Origin of the sequence: Jatrophihabitans sp., assembly GCF_036389215.1 — a bacterium.
GTDB lineage: Bacteria > Actinomycetota > Actinomycetes > Mycobacteriales > Jatrophihabitantaceae > Jatrophihabitans_A.
Map to the genome: position 1 here is coordinate 1 of NZ_DASVQG010000318.1, position 21,585 is coordinate 21,585.

Consider the following 21,585-nt stretch of genomic DNA (forward strand, 5'->3'; position numbering starts at 1 on the left):
CACCGTGATGACTCGGCGCGCCGCAGGCTGGCCCCAGGATTGCTGCCGGACGTTTCGCACCTGTACAGCCTGCATGGCCTCACGAGCTATCGGTGTGTTGAGCGATGTTTCACGTGAAACATGTGACTGACCAGGATGCAGCGCTTCGTGAGCCAGATCAGCCTGCAACGCGTCATAGAGATCGGTGCCGTGTGATGTTTCACGTGAAACAACGGTCTGTGCACCTGGGGCTTGGGGCCAGCCGCCGTTCTCTCGGGCGGATGTGCCCTCGACGTACTCCACCTGGTCTACCTCACAAGAAATTAACGACCCGACACTGGCGGCCGGAACACCGATCGGCTGGGGAATGGCGGGGCTGGTTATCACCGGGGAACTGACCGCGCGAGCCACCTGGTGGTCCAACGGCGGTCGTGCGAGTGAGCTACCTGCGCACGAGATGCACTACCCGGGTCGGTGGATCGACCAGTCCGGCGCCACATTCGATGACCCCCATCACCTCGGCCCGCATCCGGGTCAGAAACTGCCGGTGCTCGGCTAGTTCGTCCTCGGCGCTGGTCCCTTTGACGGCAAGCAAGCTGCCACCGGGCCGGAGTAACGGAAAGCTCCATCGGACCAGCCGGTCCAGTGGCGCAACCGCTCGTGCCGTCACGAACTGCGCTGAACCTACCGTGTCCCGCACGGCAATGTGCTCCGCCCTGCCACGGATCACCCGAACCCGATCGGTGAGATTCAGGGACGTCACCACCTCGGTGAGGAAGTCGGTGCGACGGAGCAGCGATTCGACCAGGTCGACCCGGAGATCAGGACGTACGCAGGCCATCGCCAGGCCGGGCAGCCCTGCACCACTGCCGATGTCGACGATCCGGGCATCGGGCGGGACCAGTTCGGCAACTGCCACCGAGTTCAGCAGGTGGCGCTCCCACAGCCGCGGGACCTCACGGGGCCCGAGCAGGCCACGGACGGTACCGGGACCCGCCAGCCAGCCGGCATAGCGCACCAGCAAGTCAGCGGCAGCGCCGAAACGCCGGTAGAGGATCTCGGGCGGGCCCGGGACTGCCTGCTGGGCCGGATCAGCGGTCGAAGCGGTTGGTTCGCTGCCCGTCACGTCGCCGGCAGCACCACAACCCGCCGGTTCGGCTCCTCGCCCTCGGACTCGCTGACAACACCCTCGGTTGCCGAGATGGCGTCGTGGACGACCTTGCGCTCGAAGGGGTTCATCGGAGTGAGCCGAACCGGCTCACCGGAACTCAGAACCTCCTCGGCGGTCTGCTTGGCCAGTGCCGTCAGCTCGTTGCGGCGGGCCCGGCGGTGCCCGGACACGTCGAGCATCAGACGGCTGCGCACGCCGGTCTGCTGCTGCACCGCGAGCCGGGTCAGTTCCTGAAGCGCGTCCAGGGTCGCGCCGGCCGGGCCGATCAGCGGCTGCAGGTCCGAACCGACGATGGCCACCATGGCCCTGCCGTTCTCGACGTCGAGGTCGATGTCGCCGTCGTAGTCCACGATGTCGAGCAGCCGCTCGAGATAGTCGGCGGCGATGTCACCTTCCTGCACCAGTAACGACGGGGCGTCCTTGTCCTCGGCGGCGGCCGGGGAGGCGGCAGTGGGCGAAGCGGTATGTGGCGAAGCGGTATCGGTCATCAGAATCCCTTGTTCTTCTTACCTGCGCAGGTCGCGTGCATGGATGAGAACGTTGTGCGCCGGCTTACCGGCGTTTCTTGCTCGGGGAGCGCTTGTTGCCCGGCCGGTTGCCGGCGGTCCGCTGGCCGCGATTGCCGGCGGCACCGGCGGGCGCGGCGCCGGAGGCCTTGTCGGCCGGTTGACCGGCGGCCGGCTCGGGCTTGGACAGGTTCACGCTGGCCCCGGAGGCCGTGCCATTGGCTGCAGCTGTGCCCTTCGCCGCACGCGAGGCACTGCCGTTCCCCGAGGCACTGCCGTTCCCCGCTGCACTGCCGTTCGCCGTGGCGCTGCCATTCTCCGAAGCTGCGGCTGTTCCGGTGACGGTGCCCCCAGCCGCAGTGGCCCCGGCCCGGGTGCCGGCCCGGCTGCCCTTCGGGCTGATCGGCTTCTGGCCGACCTTGGGTGCCAGCGTCTTGCCGGTCGCGGCCGGAACGTCCGCGGTGGCAAGCGTGGCGCCAGGGGTGTGCGGGTGGTAACGGAGGATGTAGTACTGCTGCCCCAGCGTCCACAGGTTGCTGGTGAACCAGTACAGCAGCACGCCGAGCGGGAAGATGAAGCCTGAGACCAGGACGGACACCGGGATACCCACCAGCATCAGCCGCTGGATCATGGCGGCCTGGCCCTCGGGCGGGGTCGTCTGGTTGGCCATCACGGCCCGCTGGGTGAGATAGGTGGCCAGCGCGCTCACCAGCACCAGCGTCAGTGTCACCGCGCGAGAGGTGCTGACATCCCCACCGAGTGAGTGGATCTTCTCCACGGACTCACGCAGCGACGCGGCCAGCGGGGCGTGGTTGAAAAGCTTGGCGGCGGCCGCATCGGTGGTCTGTTGCTCGGTGAAGCTGTAGAGCGTCAGACCCCGAGAACCGGGCGGCAGGCCGACGGAGTTGGAGATGTGCTTGAGCACATGGAACAGCGAGATGAAGATCGGGATCTGCAGCAGCATCGGCAGGCAGCCCGAGATCGGGTTGAAGCCCTCGGCCTGCTGTAGCGCCATCATCTCCCGCTGCAGGGTGGCCTTGTCGCCCTTGTGCTTCTCCTGCAGCTTCTTGATCTTGGGCTGCATCTCCTGCATGCGGCGCTGATAGTGCACCTGCTTGACGAAGAACCGGAACATCAGCAGCCGGGCGGTGACCACCAGCATGATGATCGACAGTGCCCAGGTCAGGCCGCTCTTCTCGTCCATGCCCAGCAGCGTGAACAGCTGGTACCAGCGCAGCAGCACCCACGAAATCGAGGTGTAGAGGAAGTCCAGCATCAACCAGCCTGTTCTAGGAGAGTCTTCTCATCCGACGAGTCGCCACCGCAATCGGTTCCCTCATCCGGTGCCCGATCGCGATCGCTCGACAGCGGAACCGGGTCATATCCCCCGGAATGAAATGGTTGACACCGTCCGATGCGTCGGATACCTAGCCAGATACCACGAATCAGCCCGAAACGGTCGATAGCGGTAGCGGTGTAGACGCTGCAGCTGGGCGTGAACCGGCACGCGGACGGGCGCCTGGAACTCCACGCGCCCTGATAGACGCTGATCGCCAGCATGGCCGCGCGAGCCCCCGGTCCCGGACGGTCGGTCATCGACTGGATTCGCTCCGTCCATTGCTCGTGTCGGGCACGTTGCTGATGGCGGGCGCGTCGCTGGTGGCGGATCCGCTGGTGTTGAGCGAACGTTGGCCGGCCTGGGCGGTGAGCTTGTCCAGCGCCCGACCCAGATCGCGGCCGAGCTCTGCCGAGGATGCCTCGGACGTCTCAGGAAGGGCCCTGACCACCAGCTTGGCTCCACTCGGGATCCGGTCGAGCCGCTGCGTCAGCTGGGCACGCAAGCGGCGTGAAACCTGGTGGCGTACCACGCTGCTGCCGACCGCCTTTCCGACCACGAGGCCGACTTGGCTGGGGCCGGCCTTCTCGGCCGGCTCGGCCAGCAGGTAGACCACCACCGATCCGCAGCGCGACCGGCGGCCTCGCTTGGTCACCGAAGCGAAATCAGCGGCGGACCGTAAGCGGTAGGCGGCGGGCAACACCGGCGGGACCGGCTCAGGCTGACAGTTCGCCGCGGCCCTTGCGACGGCGGGCCTGCAGGATGGCGCGACCGGCACGGGTCCGCATCCGCAGACGGAAACCGTGGGTCTTGGCCCGGCGGCGGTTGTTCGGCTGGAAGGTCCGCTTGCTCACGGTCTGGCTCCATCACAATCTTCGCACCTGGTGCACAGCTTGCTGACGCGCACTCGGCTGGGTTGACAACGCCCCGCCCGAATCGGTCGTGACATTGGTGGAACGGCACAGGAAGTGGCCGATGAAACACCACGGCACACGAGAGTTCAACGGTACGGATCGACCCCTACCGAGGTCAAACCGGGACCGCCCACCGGCCGACCCGGCCTGTTCTCAGGGTAGGCCTCGAACCCGGCGGCGATCGCGTTCAGTCCGTGTAAGAAAGGTATAAAACTTTCGGCAAACCTGAAGTTGTGCCTGAAGCTCTCGACACGCCCGAACTCGTCCCAACTCACTCCCCGGCATTGTGAGTTGACCCCGTCCGCTGTTAGGTTGTCGGCTCGAACCCAAACGCTGCGGGATCTGAGCGAACACTTCGGCCACTCGGTCGGGGTTGTTTCGGCACCCCTCCACAACCTGTGGATATTTTTGTGGATAAACCTGGGTACCGGGCTGCATCTGTGGCGGGCGGTTCAACCGGTCGGCAAGGGACCGCGGCGGGTACGCGAGCGGAATGACCGAGGGAGTGGACCCACGTGGCGGACGAGCTCGCCGATCTCGCCGATGTCTGGCACCGCGCGATCAACCAGCTCGATGACCCGTCGGTCAGACCCCATCAGCGTGCTTGGCTCAGCCTGACCCGCCCGATCGGGCTGCTCGAGGACACCGCCCTGCTCGCGGCGCCGAACACCTACGCCAAGGACTACCTCGAGAACAATCTGCGGCCACTGATCACCGCGACCCTCAGCGACGCCCTGGGCCGGGACATCAATGTCGCCGTGACCATCCAGCCGATGGAGCCCGGCGACCGCCCGAGCGCCGCGGTCGAGGCCGAGCCCGAGGCTGAGGACAGCGAGGTCGACAGTTACGACCGGTTCTCCGACTTCGTCGAGGACCGGGGGCATGACCGGGTCGAGGCCCTGGTCGACGGCCGGCTGGACGGCATCGGCAACGGCCATCTGGACGGTGCCGCCACGGTCCCGAACCGGGGCATGTTCGGCAACGTGTCGACGCCGGCGATGGTACGGATCGACCATGAGGCGCGGCTCAATCCGAAGTACACCTTCGACACCTTCGTGCCGGGCTCCTCCAACCGGTTCGCGCACGCCGCGGCGGTCGCGGTGGCCGAGGCACCTGCCAAGGCGTACAACCCGCTGTTCATCTACGGCGAATCCGGCCTGGGCAAGACCCACCTGCTGCATGCCATCGGCACGTACGGCCGCCGGCTGGAGCCCACCATGCGGGTGCGCTACGTCTCCAGCGAAGAGTTCACCAACGACTTCATCAACTCGGTGCGAGTGAATGACGTCCAGTCCTTCCAGCGCCGCTATCGCGACGTCGACCTGCTGCTGATCGATGACATCCAGTTCCTCGAGCGCGCCGAGCAGACCCAGGAAGCGTTCTTCCACACCTTCAACACCCTGCAGTTGGCGAACAAGCAGATCGTCATCTCGTGTGACCGCAAGCCAGAGCAGCTGTCCGGGTTGCAGAACCGCCTGGTCACCCGGTTCAAGTCCGGCCTGATCACCGACGTGCAGGCGCCGGACCTGGAACTGCGGATCGCCATCCTGCGCAAGAAGGCGGCCAAGGACGGCATGACGCTGCAACCCGGCGTCATGGAGTTCATCGCCTCGAAGATCCAGAGCAACATCCGTGAGCTGGAGGGCGCCCTGATCCGGGTGGTGGCCTTCGGCAGCCTGAACAAGCAGGACATCGACCTCAAGCTCGCCGAGATCGTGTTGAAGGACCTGATCTCGGAGTCCGACCGGCCCGACATCACCGCCTCCACGATCATGGCCGTGACGGCCGAGTACTTCGGCATCACGCTGGAGGACCTGACCGGCAGTTCCCGGACCCGGGTACTGGTGTCGGCCCGCCAGATCGCGATGTACCTGTGCCGGGAACTGACCGAGCTCTCGCTGCCCAAGATCGGCCAGACCTTCGGTGGCCGCGACCACACCACGGTCATGCACGCCGAGCGCAAGATCCGCTCGCTGATGACCGAGCGCCGCAACGTCTACAACCAGATCACCGAACTGACCAGCCGGATCCGGACCCGCGCCCGGTCCTGAGCGCATCGCGCACAGCTTCCAGAACGCCCGGTTCCTCTCCGGCGGTAGCGAGGCGGGAGTAGCCGTGCGCTTCCACACAGTGTGGGTTGCAGTGTGGACAAGAGCTGACGCGGCTGTGGAGGACACCATTGGCCACTTCGGTGTCCACTTCGAGCTTGTCGGACCTCGCAGGTTATCCGGGTCCTCACCCACACGCGCCACGCATGCTGATCAGGGAAAACATCGGTTTTCCACAGCATCCACAGGCCTTATGACGACGATGACTTAGTTCTGGTCAGAGATACAAGAACTACCTGTAGCTGGTGTGGACGCAGTGGGTGGCTGCCCGCCTCGGTGCCGAGCGGGCTACGGTGAAATCACGAGATGCGCGAGACCAACCTGGCACGACAGGAAGAACCAACTGGGCACGACAGGAAGAGTGGAGGCAGGCATGGAGATCGGTCTCATCGGGCTGGGCAAGATGGGCGGCAACATGGCCGAACGGATCCGCAACGGCGGTCATACCGTCGTCGGTTTCGATCGGTCGCCGGAATCGGCGCGTGACGTCGCCTCGCTCGAGGAACTCATCAGCACCCTGGCCGCGCCCCGGACGGTATGGGTCATGGTCCCCTCCGGCGATCCGACCGCCCAGACGATCAGGGCTCTCAGCGACATCCTCAGCGAGGGTGACCTGGTCATCGACGGCGGCAACTCCAAGTACACCGACGACGCCCGGCACGCCGAGCTGCTCGCCACCAAGGGCATCTCCTTCGTCGATGCAGGCGTCTCCGGCGGGGTCTGGGGCCTGAAGAACGGTTATGCCCTGATGGTCGGCGGGCCTGCCAAGGACGTCGCCCGGGTGCAGCCGATCTTCGACACCCTCAAGCCCGACGGCGAGGGTGGCTTCGTGCACGCCGGTACCACCGTCGGGGCCGGACACTTCGCCAAGATGGTTCACAACGGCATCGAATACGGAATGATGCAGGCCTATGCCGAAGGATATGAGCTGATGGCGGCCTCGCCACTTCTGGACAACGTCGCCGAGACGTTCAAGTCCTGGCAGCAGGGCACCGTCATCCGGTCCTGGCTGCTCGACCTGGCGGTGCTGGCGCTGCAGGACGACCCCGAGCTGAGCAAGCTGCGCGGGTACGCCGCGGACTCCGGCGAGGGCCGCTGGACCGTCGAGGCGGCCATCGACAACGCCGTGCCCATGCCGGTGATCACCGCGGCGCTGTTCGCCCGGTTCGCCTCCCGGCAGGAGGACTCGCCGGCCATGAAGATGGTGGCCGCGCTGCGCAACCAGTTCGGTGGCCACGCCGTCGAGGCGATCGGCAGCGTGACTGCTTCCCAGGCCATCTCGCCCGGCGCCTCCTGAGTTCACGTCCTAGGCCTCGATGTACGTCCAGCACCTCAGCGTCGCTGACTTCCGGAGCTGGACGCGGGCCGACCTGAGCTTGGAACCCGGTGCCAGCGTGCTGATCGGGGCCAACGGCGAGGGCAAGACCAACCTGCTGGAGGCGGTCGGGTACCTGGCGACGCTGGGAAGTCACCGGGTAGCCACCGACGCCCCGCTGATCCGGGCCGGTGCCGAGCGCGCAGTGGTGCAGGCCGCCGTCGTCTCGGCCGGCCGGCAGCTGGTGCTCGAGGTCGAGATCACGGCCGGCCGGGCGAACCGCGCCAAGCTCAACCGGTCACCGGTGCCGCGGCCGCGCGACATCCTGGGCGGCCTGCGGACCGTGCTGTTCGCCCCCGAGGACCTGGCGATCGTGCGCGGTGACCCGTCCGAACGCCGACGGTTCCTCGACGACGTGCTGGTGCAGCTGACGCCACGGCTGGCCGGCGTCCGCGCCGACTACGAGCGGGTGCTCAAGCAGCGGGCGGCGCTGCTCAAGACCGCCGGCGCGGCCAGGCGGGCCGGCGGCGCGGGTGATCTGCGCACCCTGGAGGTGTGGGACGGCCACCTGGCCACCCACGGCGCGCAGTTGCTGGCCGCCCGGTTGGAGCTGGTGGCGGCGCTGCGCCCGTACGCCGTCCAGGCCTACGCCGAGCTGGCGCCGGCCAGCGGCCAGCTGGCACTCAGTTATGTCAGCCCGGTCGTGGAATCCGCAGGTAATGACACCGGTGTGATTCCGTCCGTGGAGGTGCTCTGCCAGGCTCTGCTGGCCGAACTGGCCAAGGTTCGGCCGCAGGAGATCGAGCGTGGCGTGAGCCTGGTCGGGCCCCACCGCGACGACCTGGAGTTGCGGCTCAACGAGCTGCCGCTTCGGGGCTACGCCAGCCATGGCGAGGGGTGGTCGGCGGCGCTGGCCTTGCGGCTGGCCTGCTACGAGCTGCTCTCGGCCGACGGCGCCGAGCCGGTGCTGATCCTCGACGACGTCTTCGCCGAACTCGACGCGGCCCGCCGGGACCAGCTGGCCAGCATCGCGGACAAGGCCGAACAGGTGCTTATTTCAGCCGCCGTGCTGGGTGACGTGCCGGCGGCGTTGACCGGCACGCACTACGTGGTTGCAGACGGTGAGGTCCGCCGTGCCGGGTGAGCCAGGCTCGGCAAAGATATCCACCGGACGGGTGACCGATTTGCGGAAGGCTGGCAAAAACTTGTCCCCAGAACCGAACAGGTTGTCCACAGGTGGATCTTCCGATGTGGGCACCGAGAGTGAGGAGCCGGCTTCAGCCGACCTGGCTGCCGGCGCGCTGCGCTCGGCCCGGTCGATCGCCAGTGGCCGCGGCGGTCCCGGCCGTCCCGCCCGGCTCACGCGGCGGCAACGACCAGGCGGTGGTTACAGCGGTGCCCGCCCGGACGAGCGCGACCCGGCCCTGATCGGCAGCATCCTGCCGGGCACGATGGCCGAGCTCGGCTGGGTGGGCCCGCTGGCCCAGGCCAGGCTGATGGGTCAGTGGGCAAGCGTCGTCGGGGCAGAGATCGCGGCCCGGTGCCAGCCGGTCAGCCTGGTCGGCAGCGAGCTGAAGGTGTCGGCCGAATCCACCGCCTGGGCCACCCAGCTACGGTTGATGGCACCCCAGATCCTGGCCCGGATCGCCCGCGAGTTACCGGCCGGGCTGGTCACCAAGCTGATCATCACCGGGCCGACGGCACCGTCCTGGAAGCACGGTCCCTGGTCGATGCACGGCGGTCGCGGAGTGCGCGACACCTACGGTTGATCGCCACTCATCCGGGGCCCGGTATCCTCAGCGCTGCCGAGTCAGGGCAGGATGCCGCGTATCCCGATTCACCGGTGGCCGAAAAATCGCTCTGTGGAACGTTCAGCCGTGTTGACAGCCGCATTCTGAGCTCTCGACCCAGTAGACTGGTGAGGTTGACCCCCGCTGGTGGGGCCCCATTGACAAGCGTAGTGGCGCCACGGCCCAACACGGCTTGTCTGAGCAGTCCAGATGAAGGAGCACCGAGTGGCGGCTAAGGCTGCGTCTGAATACGGAGCAGATTCGATCACCGTCCTCGAGGGGCTCGAAGCTGTCCGCAAACGGCCGGGTATGTATATCGGCTCCACCGGCGAGCGCGGGTTGCACCACTTGGTGCAAGAGGTGGTCGACAACTCCGTCGACGAGGCGCTGGCCGGCTTCTGCGACCGGATCGAGGTCACCCTGCTGCCCGACGGCGGTGTCCGGGTCATGGACAACGGCCGCGGCATGCCGGTCGGCATGAACACCGCCCAGAAGAAGCCCGCCGTCGAGTTGGCCCTCACCGTGCTCCATGCCGGCGGCAAGTTCGACAGCGACTCCTACGCCGTCTCCGGCGGCCTGCACGGCGTCGGCATCTCGGTGGTGAACGCGCTGTCGACCCGCTTGGACGTCGAGATCAAGCGCGAGGGCTTCGTCTGGCGCCAGCCCTACGTCAACCAGAAGCCGGCCGCGCCGCTGGCCAAGGGTGAGCCGAGCCGCGAGACCGGCACCACTACCACCTTCTGGCCGGACGCCAGCATCTTCGAGACGATCGAGTTCTCCTTCGAGACGATCACCCGCCGGCTGCAGGAGATGGCCTTCCTGAACAAGGGCCTGACCATCACGGTGTGCGACGAGCGCGGCGGTGACCACGAGCATCGCGAGGTGACCTACCACTACGCCGGCGGCATCGCCGACTTCGTCAGGCACCTCAACGCCACCAAGTCACCGATCCACAAGTCGGTGATCTACTTCGAGGCCGAGGACAAGGAGCTGCGGCTGTCGGCCGAGGTGGCCCTGCAGTGGAACGAGTCCTACTCCGAGTCGGTCTACACCTTCGCCAACACCATTAACACCCACGAGGGCGGCACCCACGAGGAGGGCTTCCGCAGCGCGCTGACCTCGGTGGTGAACCGGTGGGCGACCGACAAGAAGATCTTCAAGCCCAACGACGAGAAGCTGACCGGCGACGACATCCGCGAGGGCCTGGCGGCGATCGTCTCGATCAAGATGGCCGAGCCGCAGTTCGAGGGCCAGACCAAGACCAAGCTCGGCAACTCCGAGGCAAAGTCCTTCATCCAGAAGGTCTGCAACGAGTGGCTGGCCGATTGGTTCGAGCGCAATCCCACCGAGGGCCGGCTGATCATCACCAAGGCCACCTCGGCGGCGCGGGCGCGCAAGGCCGCGCAGCAGGCCCGGAAGCTGGCCCGCAAGAACGCCTTGGACACCATGGGGCTGCCGGGCAAGCTGGCCGACTGCCGCTCCACCGACCCGGGCAGGAGCGAGCTCTACATCGTCGAGGGCGACTCGGCCGGCGGCTCGGCCAAGTCCGGCCGGGACTCGATGTACCAGGCGATCCTGCCGATCCGGGGCAAGATCATCAACGTCGAGAAGGCCCGGATCGACCGGGTGCTGAAGAACACCGAGGTGCAGTCGCTGATCACCGCCCTCGGCACCGGCATCCATGACGACTTCGATCTCAGCAAGCTCCGCTACCACAAGGTGGTGCTGATGGCCGATGCCGACGTCGACGGGCAGCACATCACCACGCTGCTGCTCACCCTGCTGTTCCGCTTCATGCGCCCGCTGATCGAGCACAGCCACGTCTACCTGGCCATGCCGCCGCTCTACAAGATCAAGTGGTCCAAGGGCGAGCCGGACTACGTCTACACCGATCGTGAGCGCGACGGCCTGATCGCGGCCGGCGAGGCCGCCGGCCGGCGGCGGGTGGCCGGTGACTCGATCCAGCGCTACAAGGGCTTGGGCGAGATGAACGCCAAGGAGCTCTGGGAGACCACCATGGATCCGGCCACCCGGATGCTGCGGCTGGTCACCCTGGATGATGCTGCGACGGCGGACGAATTGTTCTCGGTGCTGATGGGCGACGACGTCGACGCCCGCCGGTCCTTCATCATCCGCAACGCCAAGGACGTCCGGTTCCTCGATATCTGACATCTGACGTGGTCCCGGTACGCCCAGCCAGGCTCCGCCGGCCATCCTCGTCGCTGTAGGCCGTCCCGCGGCCGTCCTGCCTGATCTGCCCTAGCCCTGAAAGGCCGTCATGACTGAGATTCCGCCGCCGCCGACCAGCGACCGGATCGAGCCGGTCGATATTCAGCTGGAGATGCAGCGCAGCTTCCTGGACTACGCGATGAGCGTCATCGTCGCCCGGGCGCTGCCGGACGTGCGGGACGGGCTCAAGCCGGTGCACCGCCGGGTCCTCTACGCCATGTACGACAGTGGCTTCCGGCCCGACCGTGGCTACGTCAAGTGCTCGCGGGTGGTCGGCGACGTGATGGGCAACTATCACCCGCACGGCGACTCGGCGATCTATGACACCTTGGTGCGGCTGGCCCAGCCGTGGTCGATGCGAGCCCCGCTGATCGACGGCCAGGGCAACTTCGGCTCGCCCGGCAACGACCCGGCGGCCGCGATGCGGTACTGCGTCGTGGGCTCGACGATGGTCTCGACCCCGGACGGCGAGGTGCCGATCGCCGACCTGGTGCCCGGAGCCGAGCCGAACTCCACCACCGAGGTCGACTTCAAGGTGACCGGGCGGGACGGTGCCCCGGTGCGGGTCAGCGCCTTCCACCACTCCGGTGAGCATCCGGTGCTGACGGTCTCGGCCGGCGGCCGGTCGGTGACCGGCACCGCCAACCACCCGCTGCTGGTGATCGGCCGGGTGCACAACGTCCCGACCCTGATGTGGAAGTTGCTCGGCGAGATCGCCGTCGGCGACGTCCTGGTGGTGCGCGCCCCGGAGACCAGCCCCCGAAGCTGGGCCGAGGCGCTGCCGCTGCTGCCTGACCTGAGTGCGGCCTACCGCTCCGGCCAGGCCCGGCACCTGCCCGACGACGGTGGTGACCCCCGCCAGTTCACGCTGGTTCCGGTCACCTCGGTGGCGCCGGCCGGCGTCCAGGCGGTCTACTCGCTGCGGGTGGATTCGGCCGACCACGCGTTCGTGACCAACGGCTTCATCTCGCACAACACCGAGGCCCGGCTGTCGCCGCTGGCCATGGAGATGCTGCGCGACATCGACGAGGACACCGTCGACTTCAAGCCCAACTACGACGGCCGGTCCCAGGAGCCGGTGGTGTTGCCGTCCCGGATCCCGAACCTGCTGGTCAACGGCGGCGGCGGCATCGCCGTCGGGATGGCGACCAACCTGCCGCCGCACAACCTGCGTGAGGTGGCCGCCGGCGTCACCTGGGCCCTCGATCACCCGGACGCCACCCCCGAGGAGCTCCTCGATCAGCTGATGGCCGCCATCCCGGGGCCGGACTTTCCGACCAAGGGCCTGATCGTCGGCCGGGACGGCATCGAGGAGGCCTACCGCACCGGCCGGGGCTCGATCCGGATGCGGGCGGTGGTCACCGTGGAGGAGGACAGCCGCGGGCGCACCATCCTGGTGGTCACCGAGTTGCCGTACCAGGTCAACCCGGACAACCTGGTCGAGAACATCGCCGGCCTGGCCCGGGACGGCCGGGTCGGCGGCATCGCCGACATCAACGACGAGTCCTCCGACCGGATCGGCATGCGCATCGTCGTCACGCTCAAGCGCGACGCGGTGGCCAAGGTGGTGCTGAACAACCTTTACAAGCACACCCAGCTGCAGACCACCTTCGGGGTCACGATGCTGGCGATCGTGGACGGGGTGCCCCGCACGCTGGCGCTGAACCAGGTGGTCAGCTACTACGTCGAGCACCAGGTCGAGGTCATCCAGCGCCGTACCCGGCACCGGTTGCGCAAGGCCGAGGAGCGGGCGCACATCCTGCGCGCCTACCTCAAGGCGCTGGACGCCCTGGATGCGGTGATCGCGCTGATCCGCAACTCGCAGTCGGCCGATGCCGCGCGCACCGGGCTGATGGAGCTGCTGGAGATCGACGAGATCCAGGCCACCGCGATCCTGGACCTGCAGCTGCGCCGGCTGGCTGCCCTGGAGCGGCTGCGGATCCAGGAGGAGGCCGCCGAGATCGAGGCCAAGATCGCCGACTTCAGGGACATCCTGGACAAGCCGGGCCGGCAGCGCCAGATCATCCGCGACGAGCTGAACGAGATCGTCGACAAGTACGGCAACGAGCGGCGCACCCGGCTGATCGCCTACGACGGCGACATGTCGATGGAGGACCTGATCGCCGCCGAGGACGTGGTGGTGACCATCACCCGGACCGGCTACGCCAAGCGGACCAAGACCGACCTGTACCGGGCCCAGCGCCGCGGCGGCAAGGGCGTGCAGGGAGCGGCCCTGAAGACCGATGACCTGGTGGCGCACTTCTTCGTCTGCTCGACGCACGACTGGATCCTGTTCTTCACCAACAAGGGCCGGGTCTACCGCGCCAAGACCTACGAGCTTCCCGAGGCCAACCGCAACGCCCGCGGCCAGCATGTGGCCAACCTGCTGGCCTTCCAGCCGGACGAGGTGATCGCCGAGGTCATCACCATCAAGAACTACGAGGTGGCGCCGTACCTGGTGCTGGCGACGAAGGCCGGCCTGATCAAGAAGACCAAGCTGACCGACTTCGACTCCAACCGCTCCGGTGGCATCGTGGCCATCAACCTGCGCGAGGAGGACGAGCTGATCGACGCCGCCCTGATCTCGGCGGAGGACGACCTGCTGCTGGTCAGCAAGCTGGCCCAGTCGATCAGGTTCAAGGCCGACGACGAGACGCTGCGCCCGATGGGCCGGGCCACCTCCGGAGTGATCGGCATGCGGTTCTCCGGCCGTGACGAGTTGCTGGCCATGGAGGTCGTCCAGGACGACATGGAGATCCTGATCGCCACCGACGGCGGCTTCGCCAAGCGGACCAAGGTCGAGGAGTATCCGGTCCAAGGTCGAGGCGGGAAGGGCGTGCTGACCGCGCGTATAGTCTCCACGCGAGGTGGATTGGTCGGGGCGATGACCGTCCGGCCCGAGGACGAGCTGTACGCGATCACGTCCGACGGCGTGGTGATCCGGACGTCCGTCGCCGAAGTCCGGCGGGCGCAACGTCAAACCATGGGCGTGCGGCTGATCAACCTGCCCGACGGAGTCAATCTGATCTCGATCGCCCGCAATGCCGACGAACCCGAGGAGCAGGAGTAGCAGGGATGACTCAGGGCTATCCGCCGCCGCCTGCTCGGGGCAGCAACGCCGGTGCCGATCAGGACACCGCCACCCTGCCGAAGATTCCGGTGCCTCAGGGCTCGGGCCAGCAGCAAGGCGGCTGGTCAGGCTCCACGGTCAGTTCCGGACCTGGTTCGGAGGACGGCTCGGGTGGCGGTTTCTCGGCCAAGCTGGCCTCGGCGGCGGCCACCGCGACGTCGGCAGCCTCTACCGCCAGGGGCGCGATGAAGACCGCGGCCGGCGAGGCGGAGAACCGGGCCGGGCGGGGTCGCTCCGGCCGGGGTTCCAGGCAGCCCCGGCGGGCCCGTCTGACGCTGAGCCACATCAACGTCTACTCGGTCTTCAAGTTCTCCTGCGTGCTGGCGATCGCGCTGTTCTTCGTCTGGCTGATCATGGTGGGCGTGCTGTACGGCATCCTCGACATCTCCGGGGTGTTCGACAAGGTCAACGAGGCCGTGCACACCATCTCCGGTGACGGCAAGACCGGTGACGTGGTGACCGGGTCGCTGGTCTTCGGCGGCGCGATCATCATCGGGGCGGTCAACATCGTGCTGTTCATCGCGTTGAGCACGATCGGGGCGATGGTCTACAACCTGTGTGCCGACCTGGTGGGCGGCGCCGAGGTGACGCTGTCCGAACGCGAGTAGCCATTTTCCGGGCGGTCGTGGCGCTTCGGCCGGTGCCCTTCGCTTCTGGGCGCGGCGGCGCACCCGGTTTGGGGCCGGCCGAGGCACCCGGTAAAGTCACTCCTCGCGCGTCAGCGTGCAGCGGGCCTATAGCTCAGACGGTTAGAGCGCATCCCTGATAAGGATGAGGCCGGAGGTTCAAGTCCTCCTAGGCCCACTCTGCAAGGCGTTCGGTGTCTCAGGGGGCCGGTCGGGGCCCGTGCGCAGCGAGGGGAGAAGCCCGTGAAGAAGTTGCTCATGCTCGCCGCCGCGGCCGTCGGAGCGCAGTACGTTCTGAAGCGCAAGAAGGGCCAGGACAGCAGCGAGGTCTGGAAGCAGGCCACCCGCTAGCTGGGGTCCGGCTGGCTGGTGACCCCGGCCGGTGACCTGGCGGCTAGGATCGGTTGTCTCGGGAGCCCGCGCCGGCGGGTCCTGCCCGGGGACGTAGCTCAATTGGCAGAGCACCGCCTTTGCAAGGCGGGGGTTGAGAGTTCGATTCTCTTCGTCTCCACAAGCTGACGGCCCCGTTTGTCAGGGTTCGAGCCACCTCGACGGGGTCTGGGAAGGGGCAGCACCTCGCCGTCGGGTCCGCAGGAAGTCCACGCGAAGCGCCGCGGACGGTGTCCAACAGTCCGCCAATGCGTCCGGGTCACCGTCGAACAGATCCGCATAGCGTCGAGCGTCATCGCCGCCGAAGCGTGCGTTCGCGCCGGCGCTCACAGCCAGTGACGCAGCCGTGTGGCGCAACTGGTGCGGCGTGAGGCCCGGCTGCAAAAACGTCGGTGGCCACGCTCGCAGCGGTTGTAGTCGCTCGAGCCGACTGGATGTTCATCGTCAGATATCGAGGCCTGTCCGGCCGACATCATTCGAGACTTCCGGGAGAAATTACGGGCGGCCTCCCGTCGCTTCGATCATGGATTCCAATGCAGAGAGGTCGCCCGGAACGCCTTCGGAGCGCATCGCCGCAATCCACTCTTTGATCGCCTGCCGGTGGGCCTGGCTCTCGCGATCCAGAATGTCTAGGGTCCTAGAGAGCCGTTCAGCGAGCCTTAGATTTTCCGTTTGAAGCCGACCGACTTCGACACTCGCAGCGCTTGGCGCTTCCCGGCGAATGGTGTGGTCCCGCTGGTCGCCGTGCGGTGGGTGCTTCACGGTTCTAGTGTCCGTGGCACCTGCTGTCGACTGGGGCGCAATGGATGGGTCAATGCGTCGCTCTCCCATTGTGGGGTTGCCTTCGCCGATGTCGGGCCACCGTGAGGACAGAACTTCGCGGGCCGCTTCCCGCCAACGTGCCGTCTCGCCCAGTGCGTACTTGAGCAGATCGTATTCGCTGATGAGCGCCGCTGGCCGCTGGCCCGGGCGGTCTTCGTGCCGCAGAGGGTTGGCGGGATCTTTCATCCACCGAAGAACGACGCCACGGCTACCGCCCATGAGGTTACCCGCCGCTTCGGGCATCAAATCTTGATCTTGGCTCAATAAGGGCGAGACGGCATCGAACAGCGCGCTGTCTGCGTCCGAGATCACGCATATAGCGTCCGCTTGTGGTACCCCTTGACGCAAATCGTGACACTAGCAGCGGCGAGCCTACCGCTTTCCGAACCTAGTGTCATCGATAGTGTCTATGTGAGACGGACTGGCCCGACCCGGCCCGGTTTATCGCCTGTCATGGACGCGCCACGCGATGTCCCGCGGAGGCCCCTGGCTTCCCTTCGCACTGACCCGTCGGTGATCGTCGATGATGTCCGCCGGAGATGGCGCGTCGAACGGATCAGTGGTTGTCGTGCAGCCGCGCTCGCGAATGGGTGGAGCGTTGACATTGAGCCGTTGAGCGCAGAGAAGGGCGGGCTACGGGCCCTGCTCATTCCGCTTCGCGCGGGCGGATTTACGATTATCGTCGACCCGCGTCCTACCCCAGCCGAGCGGCAGTTAGGCCTGAATCGGGCTCAGGTTGTGCGGTGGAGGCTTGCCCATGAGTACGCCCACACGATGTTCTACTCGTTGGATGCGCTTGGACGGCCGAGCCGTCCCGGCCCGGCCGGGATAGGCGAGGAACGCTTCTGTGACGCCTTCGCTACCGGAATGACCGGTATACGGACTGTGTGCTCACCAAAGCACTGATCCACTGCCATTTGAGTTGGTTAGCACTATCGTGATCACCTCACAGTGAGGAGATGCGATGTCGAAGTGGGGCGCAACGGATCCAGAGCCTGGCAGCGGGTGGAGTCCTTGGGGCATCCCGGGTGAGCTGCTACGCGCGGCGAAAAGCATCACTGATCCGGTTCACGGCGATATCTATGTCAATGCGCTTGAGCAACTGATAATAGACAGCCCGCCGATGCAGCGACTTCGGCGAGTCAGGCAACTCGGAACGACTCACTTGGTATATCCGGGCGCTGTCCAGACGCGCTTCTCTCACTCACTTGGGACGTTACGTGCTGCCCAAGACCTCCTCGACGCGGTGGCAGACAATCATCGACGCTCAGACCACCAGCCGGATTTGTTCGACGAGTGGGAGAAGGAGAATAAGGATGGGGAGTCGGGTACTGGAGCACGTAAATTCGCCGAGGCGACCGTGCTCGCTCGCCTCGGCGCCCTCATGCACGACCTTTGCCATGTGCCAATCGGCCACACGATCGAGGACGACCTCGGCCTACTGGACCCTCATGACAAGAACGTTGAACGTTTCGAGAAGCTCTGGGGCCAGTTGGACCCGAAGGTCCGCGAAGTCATCGATGAGGCACCAAGCGCCGGCAACAACGTGCCATCCCTCAAGGATGAACTGCAGCATTTGATTCTGAGCAAGGTGGATATGCCGCCTGGCTGGGAGAGCAGCTATCCATTCGTAGAGGACATCGTCGGAAATACGATCTGCGCTGACCTCATCGACTACCTCCAGCGGGATCACTACTACACCGGTCTCCCGATGAAGATTGGTCACAGATTCGTTGACCACTTCTACGTAACGCCCAAGGCGTCAGCTTTACACAAGCAACGCATGGTGGTCCGCACCAGCAGGGACGGGCAGCGGCGCCAGGACGTCGTCACTGAGTTGGAAAAGTACCTTCGGTATCGGTACGAGCTGACTGAACGCGTTCTCACTCACCATGCAAAAACCAGTGCCGACGCGATGATCGGCAAGTTGCTCGAGATGTGGGACGACGCGACCTGGCGAGACATCGCCGGCGAACGGGAACCCGCCGCCCTCATCGCCAAATTGGCGCCGGACGCCGACATCGATCTCGTGAAAGAAGCGATCGACGCCAACGAAGGTGCTTCCATACTTGCGCGCCGCGGTCGGGCGCCTCGGGTCAGCGCTCGCGACGGCATCACCCGCGAGGTGAAGCGCCGCCTGGAAGATCAATTTTTAGGGCGGTCAGACGATGGAATCCTGGAACATCTCATCGACCAGGCCCGCCTCAGGGACGGGGAGCGCTGGGACGGCATCGGGAAGTTAGCGACGGCCGTAATCAATCGGCAGTTGTTCAAGCGCGCCGCGCGCGCCGACAGTCCAGCCGACCTCGCGAACGCAGAGGGCTTGCACAAGAAATTTGGATCCGCAGCGGCCCGTCGCCGACTTGAGCAAGATGCTGCTCGGGTGGCCGGCGTCAATCCGGGCTGGAAGATTGTGATCTGGCTGCCGTCGGACAAGATGCGCATGAAGGTCGCGAAGGTACTTGTCGATGACGCTTCAGGGATCGCCGCATTAGCCGACTTTGGAGGGACGAGCGGTGAGATCGTGGAGGCCCACCGCCGACTGTGGGCGATTACGGTGTACGTCGAACCGCACCTGGCTACGGACTCTCCAAACCAGGTGCGAGCCATGCTCGGCTACCTGCGTGATCAGCTCAACGTTGCCTTCCACGACAATCGGGGGCAGCCCATTGTCGGCAGTGACAGACTCGCTCTGGATCTGTACTCAGAGGAAGCCGGTCTGACTGTGTCGCAGACCGAGGAACTCGAGCAACTCCTGACGCTGAACCCCGCTGCTTCGGGGGCGACGGGATCATTCGTGGACAGGTTGCATCTCATCGACGGTGTAGCGCGCAAGAACCAGCTACACACAGTGAAACCTCGGATTTCCCAGTGGGCCTCTTGGGGCCAGGACCGCACACGATCCTGATGTTGACACAGAGGGTTGAAGTGCACCCACCCGAAGGTGAGGTCGCCGAGAGCCCTCAAGCCGCTGACCACGTGGAAGTGCTGAAAGAAAGCTGGCGTCCGGAGAGGGGCTCGGTTACAGAGATTGGGCGACGAGTCGTCGCGCGACAGGTCACTGGCTTGCACCATGCACCGAGCGGTGGGCACGATGGAAGCGGCTGCCGTACGGCGGCCTGGCGAGTTCCAAACCCGAACCCGTCCTGAGCCAGATCCGAGGATCACCATGACCGACCGGAATCCCCCTGACGACTTCGCCGAGCAGTCCTCCGGCGGCTCCGAGAGCCTGGAAGAGGTCGCGCAGGAAGGCTCGCTGCCTGAGACCGAGAACATCGACGAGGCAGCCGAGGAGGGGCGGGACAATTCGGAGGCTGAGGATCCCGGCGACAACCGCGCCACCGACCCGATCGCCGGCGGCGGCATCCTCGGCGGCATCAGCCAGTCGCGTTAGCCGTCCGCTCGATCCAGTAGGGCTGGCGCCTGGACGTGCTAGCTCGGCTCAACCTCGGGGATCGCCGGCTCCTCGTAGTCACAGCGCACGCACTGGTTGACCGTCCCGATCGGCTGCAGGCCGCGGGTGCTCATGGCGTGCATGTCGATCTCGAACCTGCCGGTCGTGTTGCACTCGTCGCACCAGAGATCATTGCGGATCGTCCCGCCGACGACCTGCACGATGTGCCGGATCACCGCCATGGCAGGCCGCCGACTCTGCTGACAGCGTCGAACTGACGTAGAGGCATACTTCTCATCGAGGTGCTCCCTGTGGGCTCAGGGTTTACTGCCAGCGGTTAACCGGCTACTTAGTGTTACACCATATTGTTTCTCACGGGTGAAGTTTCGGCCCCCGCACGGCCGCGAGTCGGAAATTGGGCAAGGTTCGACAAAGCACCAAGGTCAACAAAGCACCGCACGGGACGGCCGCGCGGCGGGTGCGCATGATCAGCCCGGCAGGGCGGGGGTCGGTAGCCTGGGCAGCACCATGGACCTTCTTGCGATCTGGCTCGGCAAGCTGACCTTGCTGGTGCTGCGGGCTGTCGGCCGGCGCGGTACCGCGCTTCCGGGGCTGGTCGTGGAGAAGTTGTTTCCGAAGTTCCTGACCCGGCGGCTGGCCACGCTGCCGCTCGGGGTGGTGGTGGTCAGCGGCACCAACGGCAAGACCACCACCACCAAGATGGTCGCCACCGTGCTCGCCCAGCGGCACCGGGTGCTGACCAACGACACCGGCGGCAACTTCGTCCGCGGCGTGCTCACCGCCGTCGTCCAGCAGTCCTCCTGGCTCGGCCGGACGCCGGCCGACGTCGCCGTGTTCGAACTCGACGAGGCGCACGCGGTCCGGTTCTGCCAGGTGCACCAGCCCGAACGGCTGCTGCTGCTCAACGTGCTGCGCGATCAGCTGGACCGATTCGGCGAGATCGACACCACCGCCCAGCTGCTCGGCAAGGTGGCGGCCCGGACCACCCGGCACGTGGTGGTCAACCGCGACGATCCCAGGCTGGTCGCGGTGGCTGCGGGCCTGGCCGCCGAGGTCAGCTACTTCGGGGTGGCACCGGCGCTGCGCGAGCAGTTCCCCACCGACGAGGAGATGTACGGCGGCCAGGTCCAGCTCTCGGAGCTGAAGGCGGCCGTCGAGCTGCTGTCCCTGGAGCTGGGCGTCAGCACCGAGCTCAGGCTGCGGATCGGCGACGCCGAAGAGGCCATCACGCTGCACGCCGAGGGGGCGCACAACGCCCAGAACGCGGCGGGCGCGGCGGCCCTGGCGCTGACCCTGGGGCTGGATGCCGCCACCATCGCCGCCGGCCTGCGCGTGGTGCAGCCGGCCTTCGGGCGCGGCCAGTCCTTCGACCTCGGCGGCCGCCGGGTGGTGCTGCAGCTGGTGAAGAACCCGGCCGGCTTCCGGCAGTCGCTGCGCACCGTTTCCGGGTTGCGGCCGGCCGCCACCGTGATCGCGATCAATGACGACTACGCCGACGGCCGGGACATGTCCTGGCTGTGGGACGTCGAGTTCGCCTCGGTCCTGCAGGACAACTCCGGTCGGCTGGTGACCTCCGGAACCCGGGCGGCCGACATGGCGTTGCGCCTGCATTACGACGGCCTGGCGGTCCAGGAGATCGACACCGACCTCGGCAGGGCCGTCCAGCAGGCGGCGGCCGCGGTGGCGCCCGGCGACACGGTCGTGGTGTTCTCCACCTACACCGCGATGTGGCAGCTGCACCAGGTGCTGGCCAAGCTGTCCGGGGTGGCGCTGCGATGAGCGCTCGCGCGAGAGCGAATTGGGACTGAGCGAGCATCGAGCGAGGGACGAGCGCTCGCGCGAAGAGCTGGAGGA

Annotated in this window: 20 protein-coding genes and 2 tRNA genes; 13 read left to right on the forward strand and 9 right to left on the reverse strand. The window is 66.5% G+C overall.

The annotated features are described in order from the left end of the window. The 7 genes from VF542_RS18040 to rpmH all read right to left on the reverse strand — a co-directional run. Nucleotides 1-282: hypothetical protein (locus VF542_RS18040; RefSeq protein ID WP_408653085.1), on the reverse strand; the 282-nt coding region annotated here is incomplete at its 3' end. A 139-nt stretch (nucleotides 283-421) separates the two neighbouring features. After that, nucleotides 422-1,105 (reverse strand): 16S rRNA (guanine(527)-N(7))-methyltransferase RsmG, encoded by a 684-nt coding sequence (gene rsmG / locus VF542_RS18045; RefSeq protein ID WP_408653086.1) that lies wholly within the window; start codon nucleotides 1,103-1,105, stop codon nucleotides 422-424. Beyond that, nucleotides 1,102-1,638 carry a protein jag gene (locus VF542_RS18050; protein ID WP_408653087.1) on the reverse strand — a complete coding sequence of 179 codons (537 nt, stop codon included), beginning with the start codon at nucleotides 1,636-1,638 and terminating at the stop codon, nucleotides 1,102-1,104. Before VF542_RS18050 ends, rsmG begins: the two co-directional genes overlap by 4 nt. Before the next feature lie 64 nt (nucleotides 1,639-1,702). After that, nucleotides 1,703-2,932, reverse strand: a complete 1,230-nt coding sequence (gene yidC / locus VF542_RS18055) for a membrane protein insertase YidC (protein ID WP_408653088.1) — start codon at nucleotides 2,930-2,932, stop codon at nucleotides 1,703-1,705. Beyond that, a complete protein-coding gene (gene yidD / locus VF542_RS18060) occupies nucleotides 2,932-3,252 on the reverse strand; it encodes a membrane protein insertion efficiency factor YidD (RefSeq protein WP_408653089.1) in 321 nt (106 codons plus the stop codon). Before yidD ends, yidC begins: the two co-directional genes overlap by 1 nt. Next, complete coding sequence (rnpA, locus tag VF542_RS18065) at nucleotides 3,249-3,770, reverse strand: ribonuclease P protein component (RefSeq protein ID WP_408653090.1); 522 nt, start codon at nucleotides 3,768-3,770, stop codon at nucleotides 3,249-3,251. The genes yidD and rnpA overlap by 4 nt, the downstream gene beginning before the upstream one ends. Continuing rightward, the gene (gene rpmH, locus VF542_RS18070; protein WP_311423393.1) at nucleotides 3,709-3,846 is read right to left on the reverse strand and encodes a 50S ribosomal protein L34; all 138 of its coding nucleotides are present in this window, start codon (nucleotides 3,844-3,846) and stop codon (nucleotides 3,709-3,711) included. The genes rnpA and rpmH overlap by 62 nt, the downstream gene beginning before the upstream one ends. A gap of 575 nt (nucleotides 3,847-4,421) precedes the next feature. Between rpmH and dnaA the strand changes: the two genes are divergently transcribed. From dnaA to VF542_RS18120, 10 genes are all read left to right on the forward strand, one after another. Beyond that, on the forward strand, nucleotides 4,422-5,957 hold the full coding sequence (gene dnaA, locus VF542_RS18075) for a chromosomal replication initiator protein DnaA (RefSeq protein WP_408653091.1): 1,536 nt from the start codon (nucleotides 4,422-4,424) through the stop codon (nucleotides 5,955-5,957). A gap of 313 nt (nucleotides 5,958-6,270) precedes the next feature. Then, complete coding sequence (gnd, locus tag VF542_RS18080) at nucleotides 6,271-7,311, forward strand: phosphogluconate dehydrogenase (NAD(+)-dependent, decarboxylating) (protein ID WP_408653113.1); 1,041 nt, start codon at nucleotides 6,271-6,273, stop codon at nucleotides 7,309-7,311. A gap of 19 nt (nucleotides 7,312-7,330) precedes the next feature. After that, nucleotides 7,331-8,473: a DNA replication/repair protein RecF gene (gene recF / locus VF542_RS18085; protein WP_408653092.1), complete on the forward strand. Its 1,143-nt coding sequence runs from the start codon at nucleotides 7,331-7,333 to the stop codon at nucleotides 8,471-8,473. Nucleotides 8,474-8,579: 106 nt separating this feature from the next. Then, on the forward strand, nucleotides 8,580-9,098 hold the full coding sequence (locus VF542_RS18090; RefSeq protein ID WP_408653093.1) for a DUF721 domain-containing protein: 519 nt from the start codon (nucleotides 8,580-8,582) through the stop codon (nucleotides 9,096-9,098). A gap of 231 nt (nucleotides 9,099-9,329) precedes the next feature. Beyond that, nucleotides 9,330-11,288 carry a DNA topoisomerase (ATP-hydrolyzing) subunit B gene (gene gyrB / locus VF542_RS18095; RefSeq protein WP_408653094.1) on the forward strand — a complete coding sequence of 653 codons (1,959 nt, stop codon included), beginning with the start codon at nucleotides 9,330-9,332 and terminating at the stop codon, nucleotides 11,286-11,288. Between the two features lie 109 nt (nucleotides 11,289-11,397). Then, nucleotides 11,398-14,418 (forward strand): DNA gyrase subunit A, encoded by a 3,021-nt coding sequence (gene gyrA, locus VF542_RS18100; RefSeq protein WP_408653095.1) that lies wholly within the window; start codon nucleotides 11,398-11,400, stop codon nucleotides 14,416-14,418. 5 nt (nucleotides 14,419-14,423) lie between these two features. Continuing rightward, entirely contained in the window at nucleotides 14,424-15,086 is a 663-nt protein-coding gene (locus VF542_RS18105; RefSeq protein ID WP_408653096.1) for a DUF3566 domain-containing protein, read from the forward strand. A gap of 122 nt (nucleotides 15,087-15,208) precedes the next feature. After that, nucleotides 15,209-15,282: transfer RNA gene (locus VF542_RS18110), tRNA-Ile, on the forward strand. 65 nt (nucleotides 15,283-15,347) lie between these two features. Next, nucleotides 15,348-15,455, forward strand: coding sequence for a DLW-39 family protein (locus tag VF542_RS18115; protein ID WP_408653097.1), 108 nt, complete (start codon nucleotides 15,348-15,350; stop codon nucleotides 15,453-15,455). 87 nt (nucleotides 15,456-15,542) lie between these two features. Continuing rightward, nucleotides 15,543-15,615: transfer RNA gene (locus VF542_RS18120), tRNA-Ala, on the forward strand. 374 nt (nucleotides 15,616-15,989) lie between these two features. Here the strand turns inward: VF542_RS18120 and VF542_RS18125 are convergent. Then, on the reverse strand, nucleotides 15,990-16,628 hold the full coding sequence (locus VF542_RS18125) for a hypothetical protein (RefSeq protein WP_408653098.1): 639 nt from the start codon (nucleotides 16,626-16,628) through the stop codon (nucleotides 15,990-15,992). A 652-nt stretch (nucleotides 16,629-17,280) separates the two neighbouring features. Here VF542_RS18125 and VF542_RS18130 point away from each other — a divergent pair. Continuing rightward, entirely contained in the window at nucleotides 17,281-19,224 is a 1,944-nt protein-coding gene (locus tag VF542_RS18130; protein ID WP_408653099.1) for an HD domain-containing protein, read from the forward strand. 261 nt (nucleotides 19,225-19,485) lie between these two features. After that, entirely contained in the window at nucleotides 19,486-19,710 is a 225-nt protein-coding gene (locus VF542_RS18135) for a hypothetical protein (protein WP_408653100.1), read from the forward strand. 38 nt (nucleotides 19,711-19,748) lie between these two features. Here the strand turns inward: VF542_RS18135 and VF542_RS18140 are convergent, their stop codons facing one another. Continuing rightward, nucleotides 19,749-19,952: a hypothetical protein gene (locus VF542_RS18140; RefSeq protein WP_408653101.1), complete on the reverse strand. Its 204-nt coding sequence runs from the start codon at nucleotides 19,950-19,952 to the stop codon at nucleotides 19,749-19,751. Nucleotides 19,953-20,238: 286 nt separating this feature from the next. On the opposite strand from VF542_RS18140, the gene VF542_RS18145 reads away from it, so the two are divergent. Continuing rightward, a complete protein-coding gene (locus tag VF542_RS18145) occupies nucleotides 20,239-21,510 on the forward strand; it encodes a DUF1727 domain-containing protein (RefSeq protein ID WP_408653102.1) in 1,272 nt (423 codons plus the stop codon). Nucleotides 21,511-21,585 lie beyond the last annotated feature (75 nt).

Bases quoted from the DNA above. Each gene is read 5' to 3' on its own strand.
- VF542_RS18140 (WP_408653101.1), bottom strand. From the start codon at position 19,952: ATGGCGGTGATCCGGCACATCGTGCAGGTCGTCGGCGGGACGATCCGC.
- gyrB (WP_408653094.1), top strand. From the start codon at position 9,330: ATGAAGGAGCACCGAGTGGCGGCTAAGGCTGCGTCTGAATACGGAGCA.
- recF (WP_408653092.1), top strand. From the start codon at position 7,331: ATGTACGTCCAGCACCTCAGCGTCGCTGACTTCCGGAGCTGGACGCGG.
- yidD (WP_408653089.1), bottom strand. From the start codon at position 3,252: ATGACCGACCGTCCGGGACCGGGGGCTCGCGCGGCCATGCTGGCGATC.
- VF542_RS18130 (WP_408653099.1), top strand. From the start codon at position 17,281: ATGTCGAAGTGGGGCGCAACGGATCCAGAGCCTGGCAGCGGGTGGAGT.
- VF542_RS18135 (WP_408653100.1), top strand. From the start codon at position 19,486: ATGACCGACCGGAATCCCCCTGACGACTTCGCCGAGCAGTCCTCCGGC.
- VF542_RS18145 (WP_408653102.1), top strand. From the start codon at position 20,239: ATGGACCTTCTTGCGATCTGGCTCGGCAAGCTGACCTTGCTGGTGCTG.
- yidC (WP_408653088.1), bottom strand. From the start codon at position 2,932: ATGCTGGACTTCCTCTACACCTCGATTTCGTGGGTGCTGCTGCGCTGG.
- VF542_RS18105 (WP_408653096.1), top strand. From the start codon at position 14,424: ATGACTCAGGGCTATCCGCCGCCGCCTGCTCGGGGCAGCAACGCCGGT.
- gyrA (WP_408653095.1), top strand. From the start codon at position 11,398: ATGACTGAGATTCCGCCGCCGCCGACCAGCGACCGGATCGAGCCGGTC.
- VF542_RS18050 (WP_408653087.1), bottom strand. From the start codon at position 1,638: ATGACCGATACCGCTTCGCCACATACCGCTTCGCCCACTGCCGCCTCC.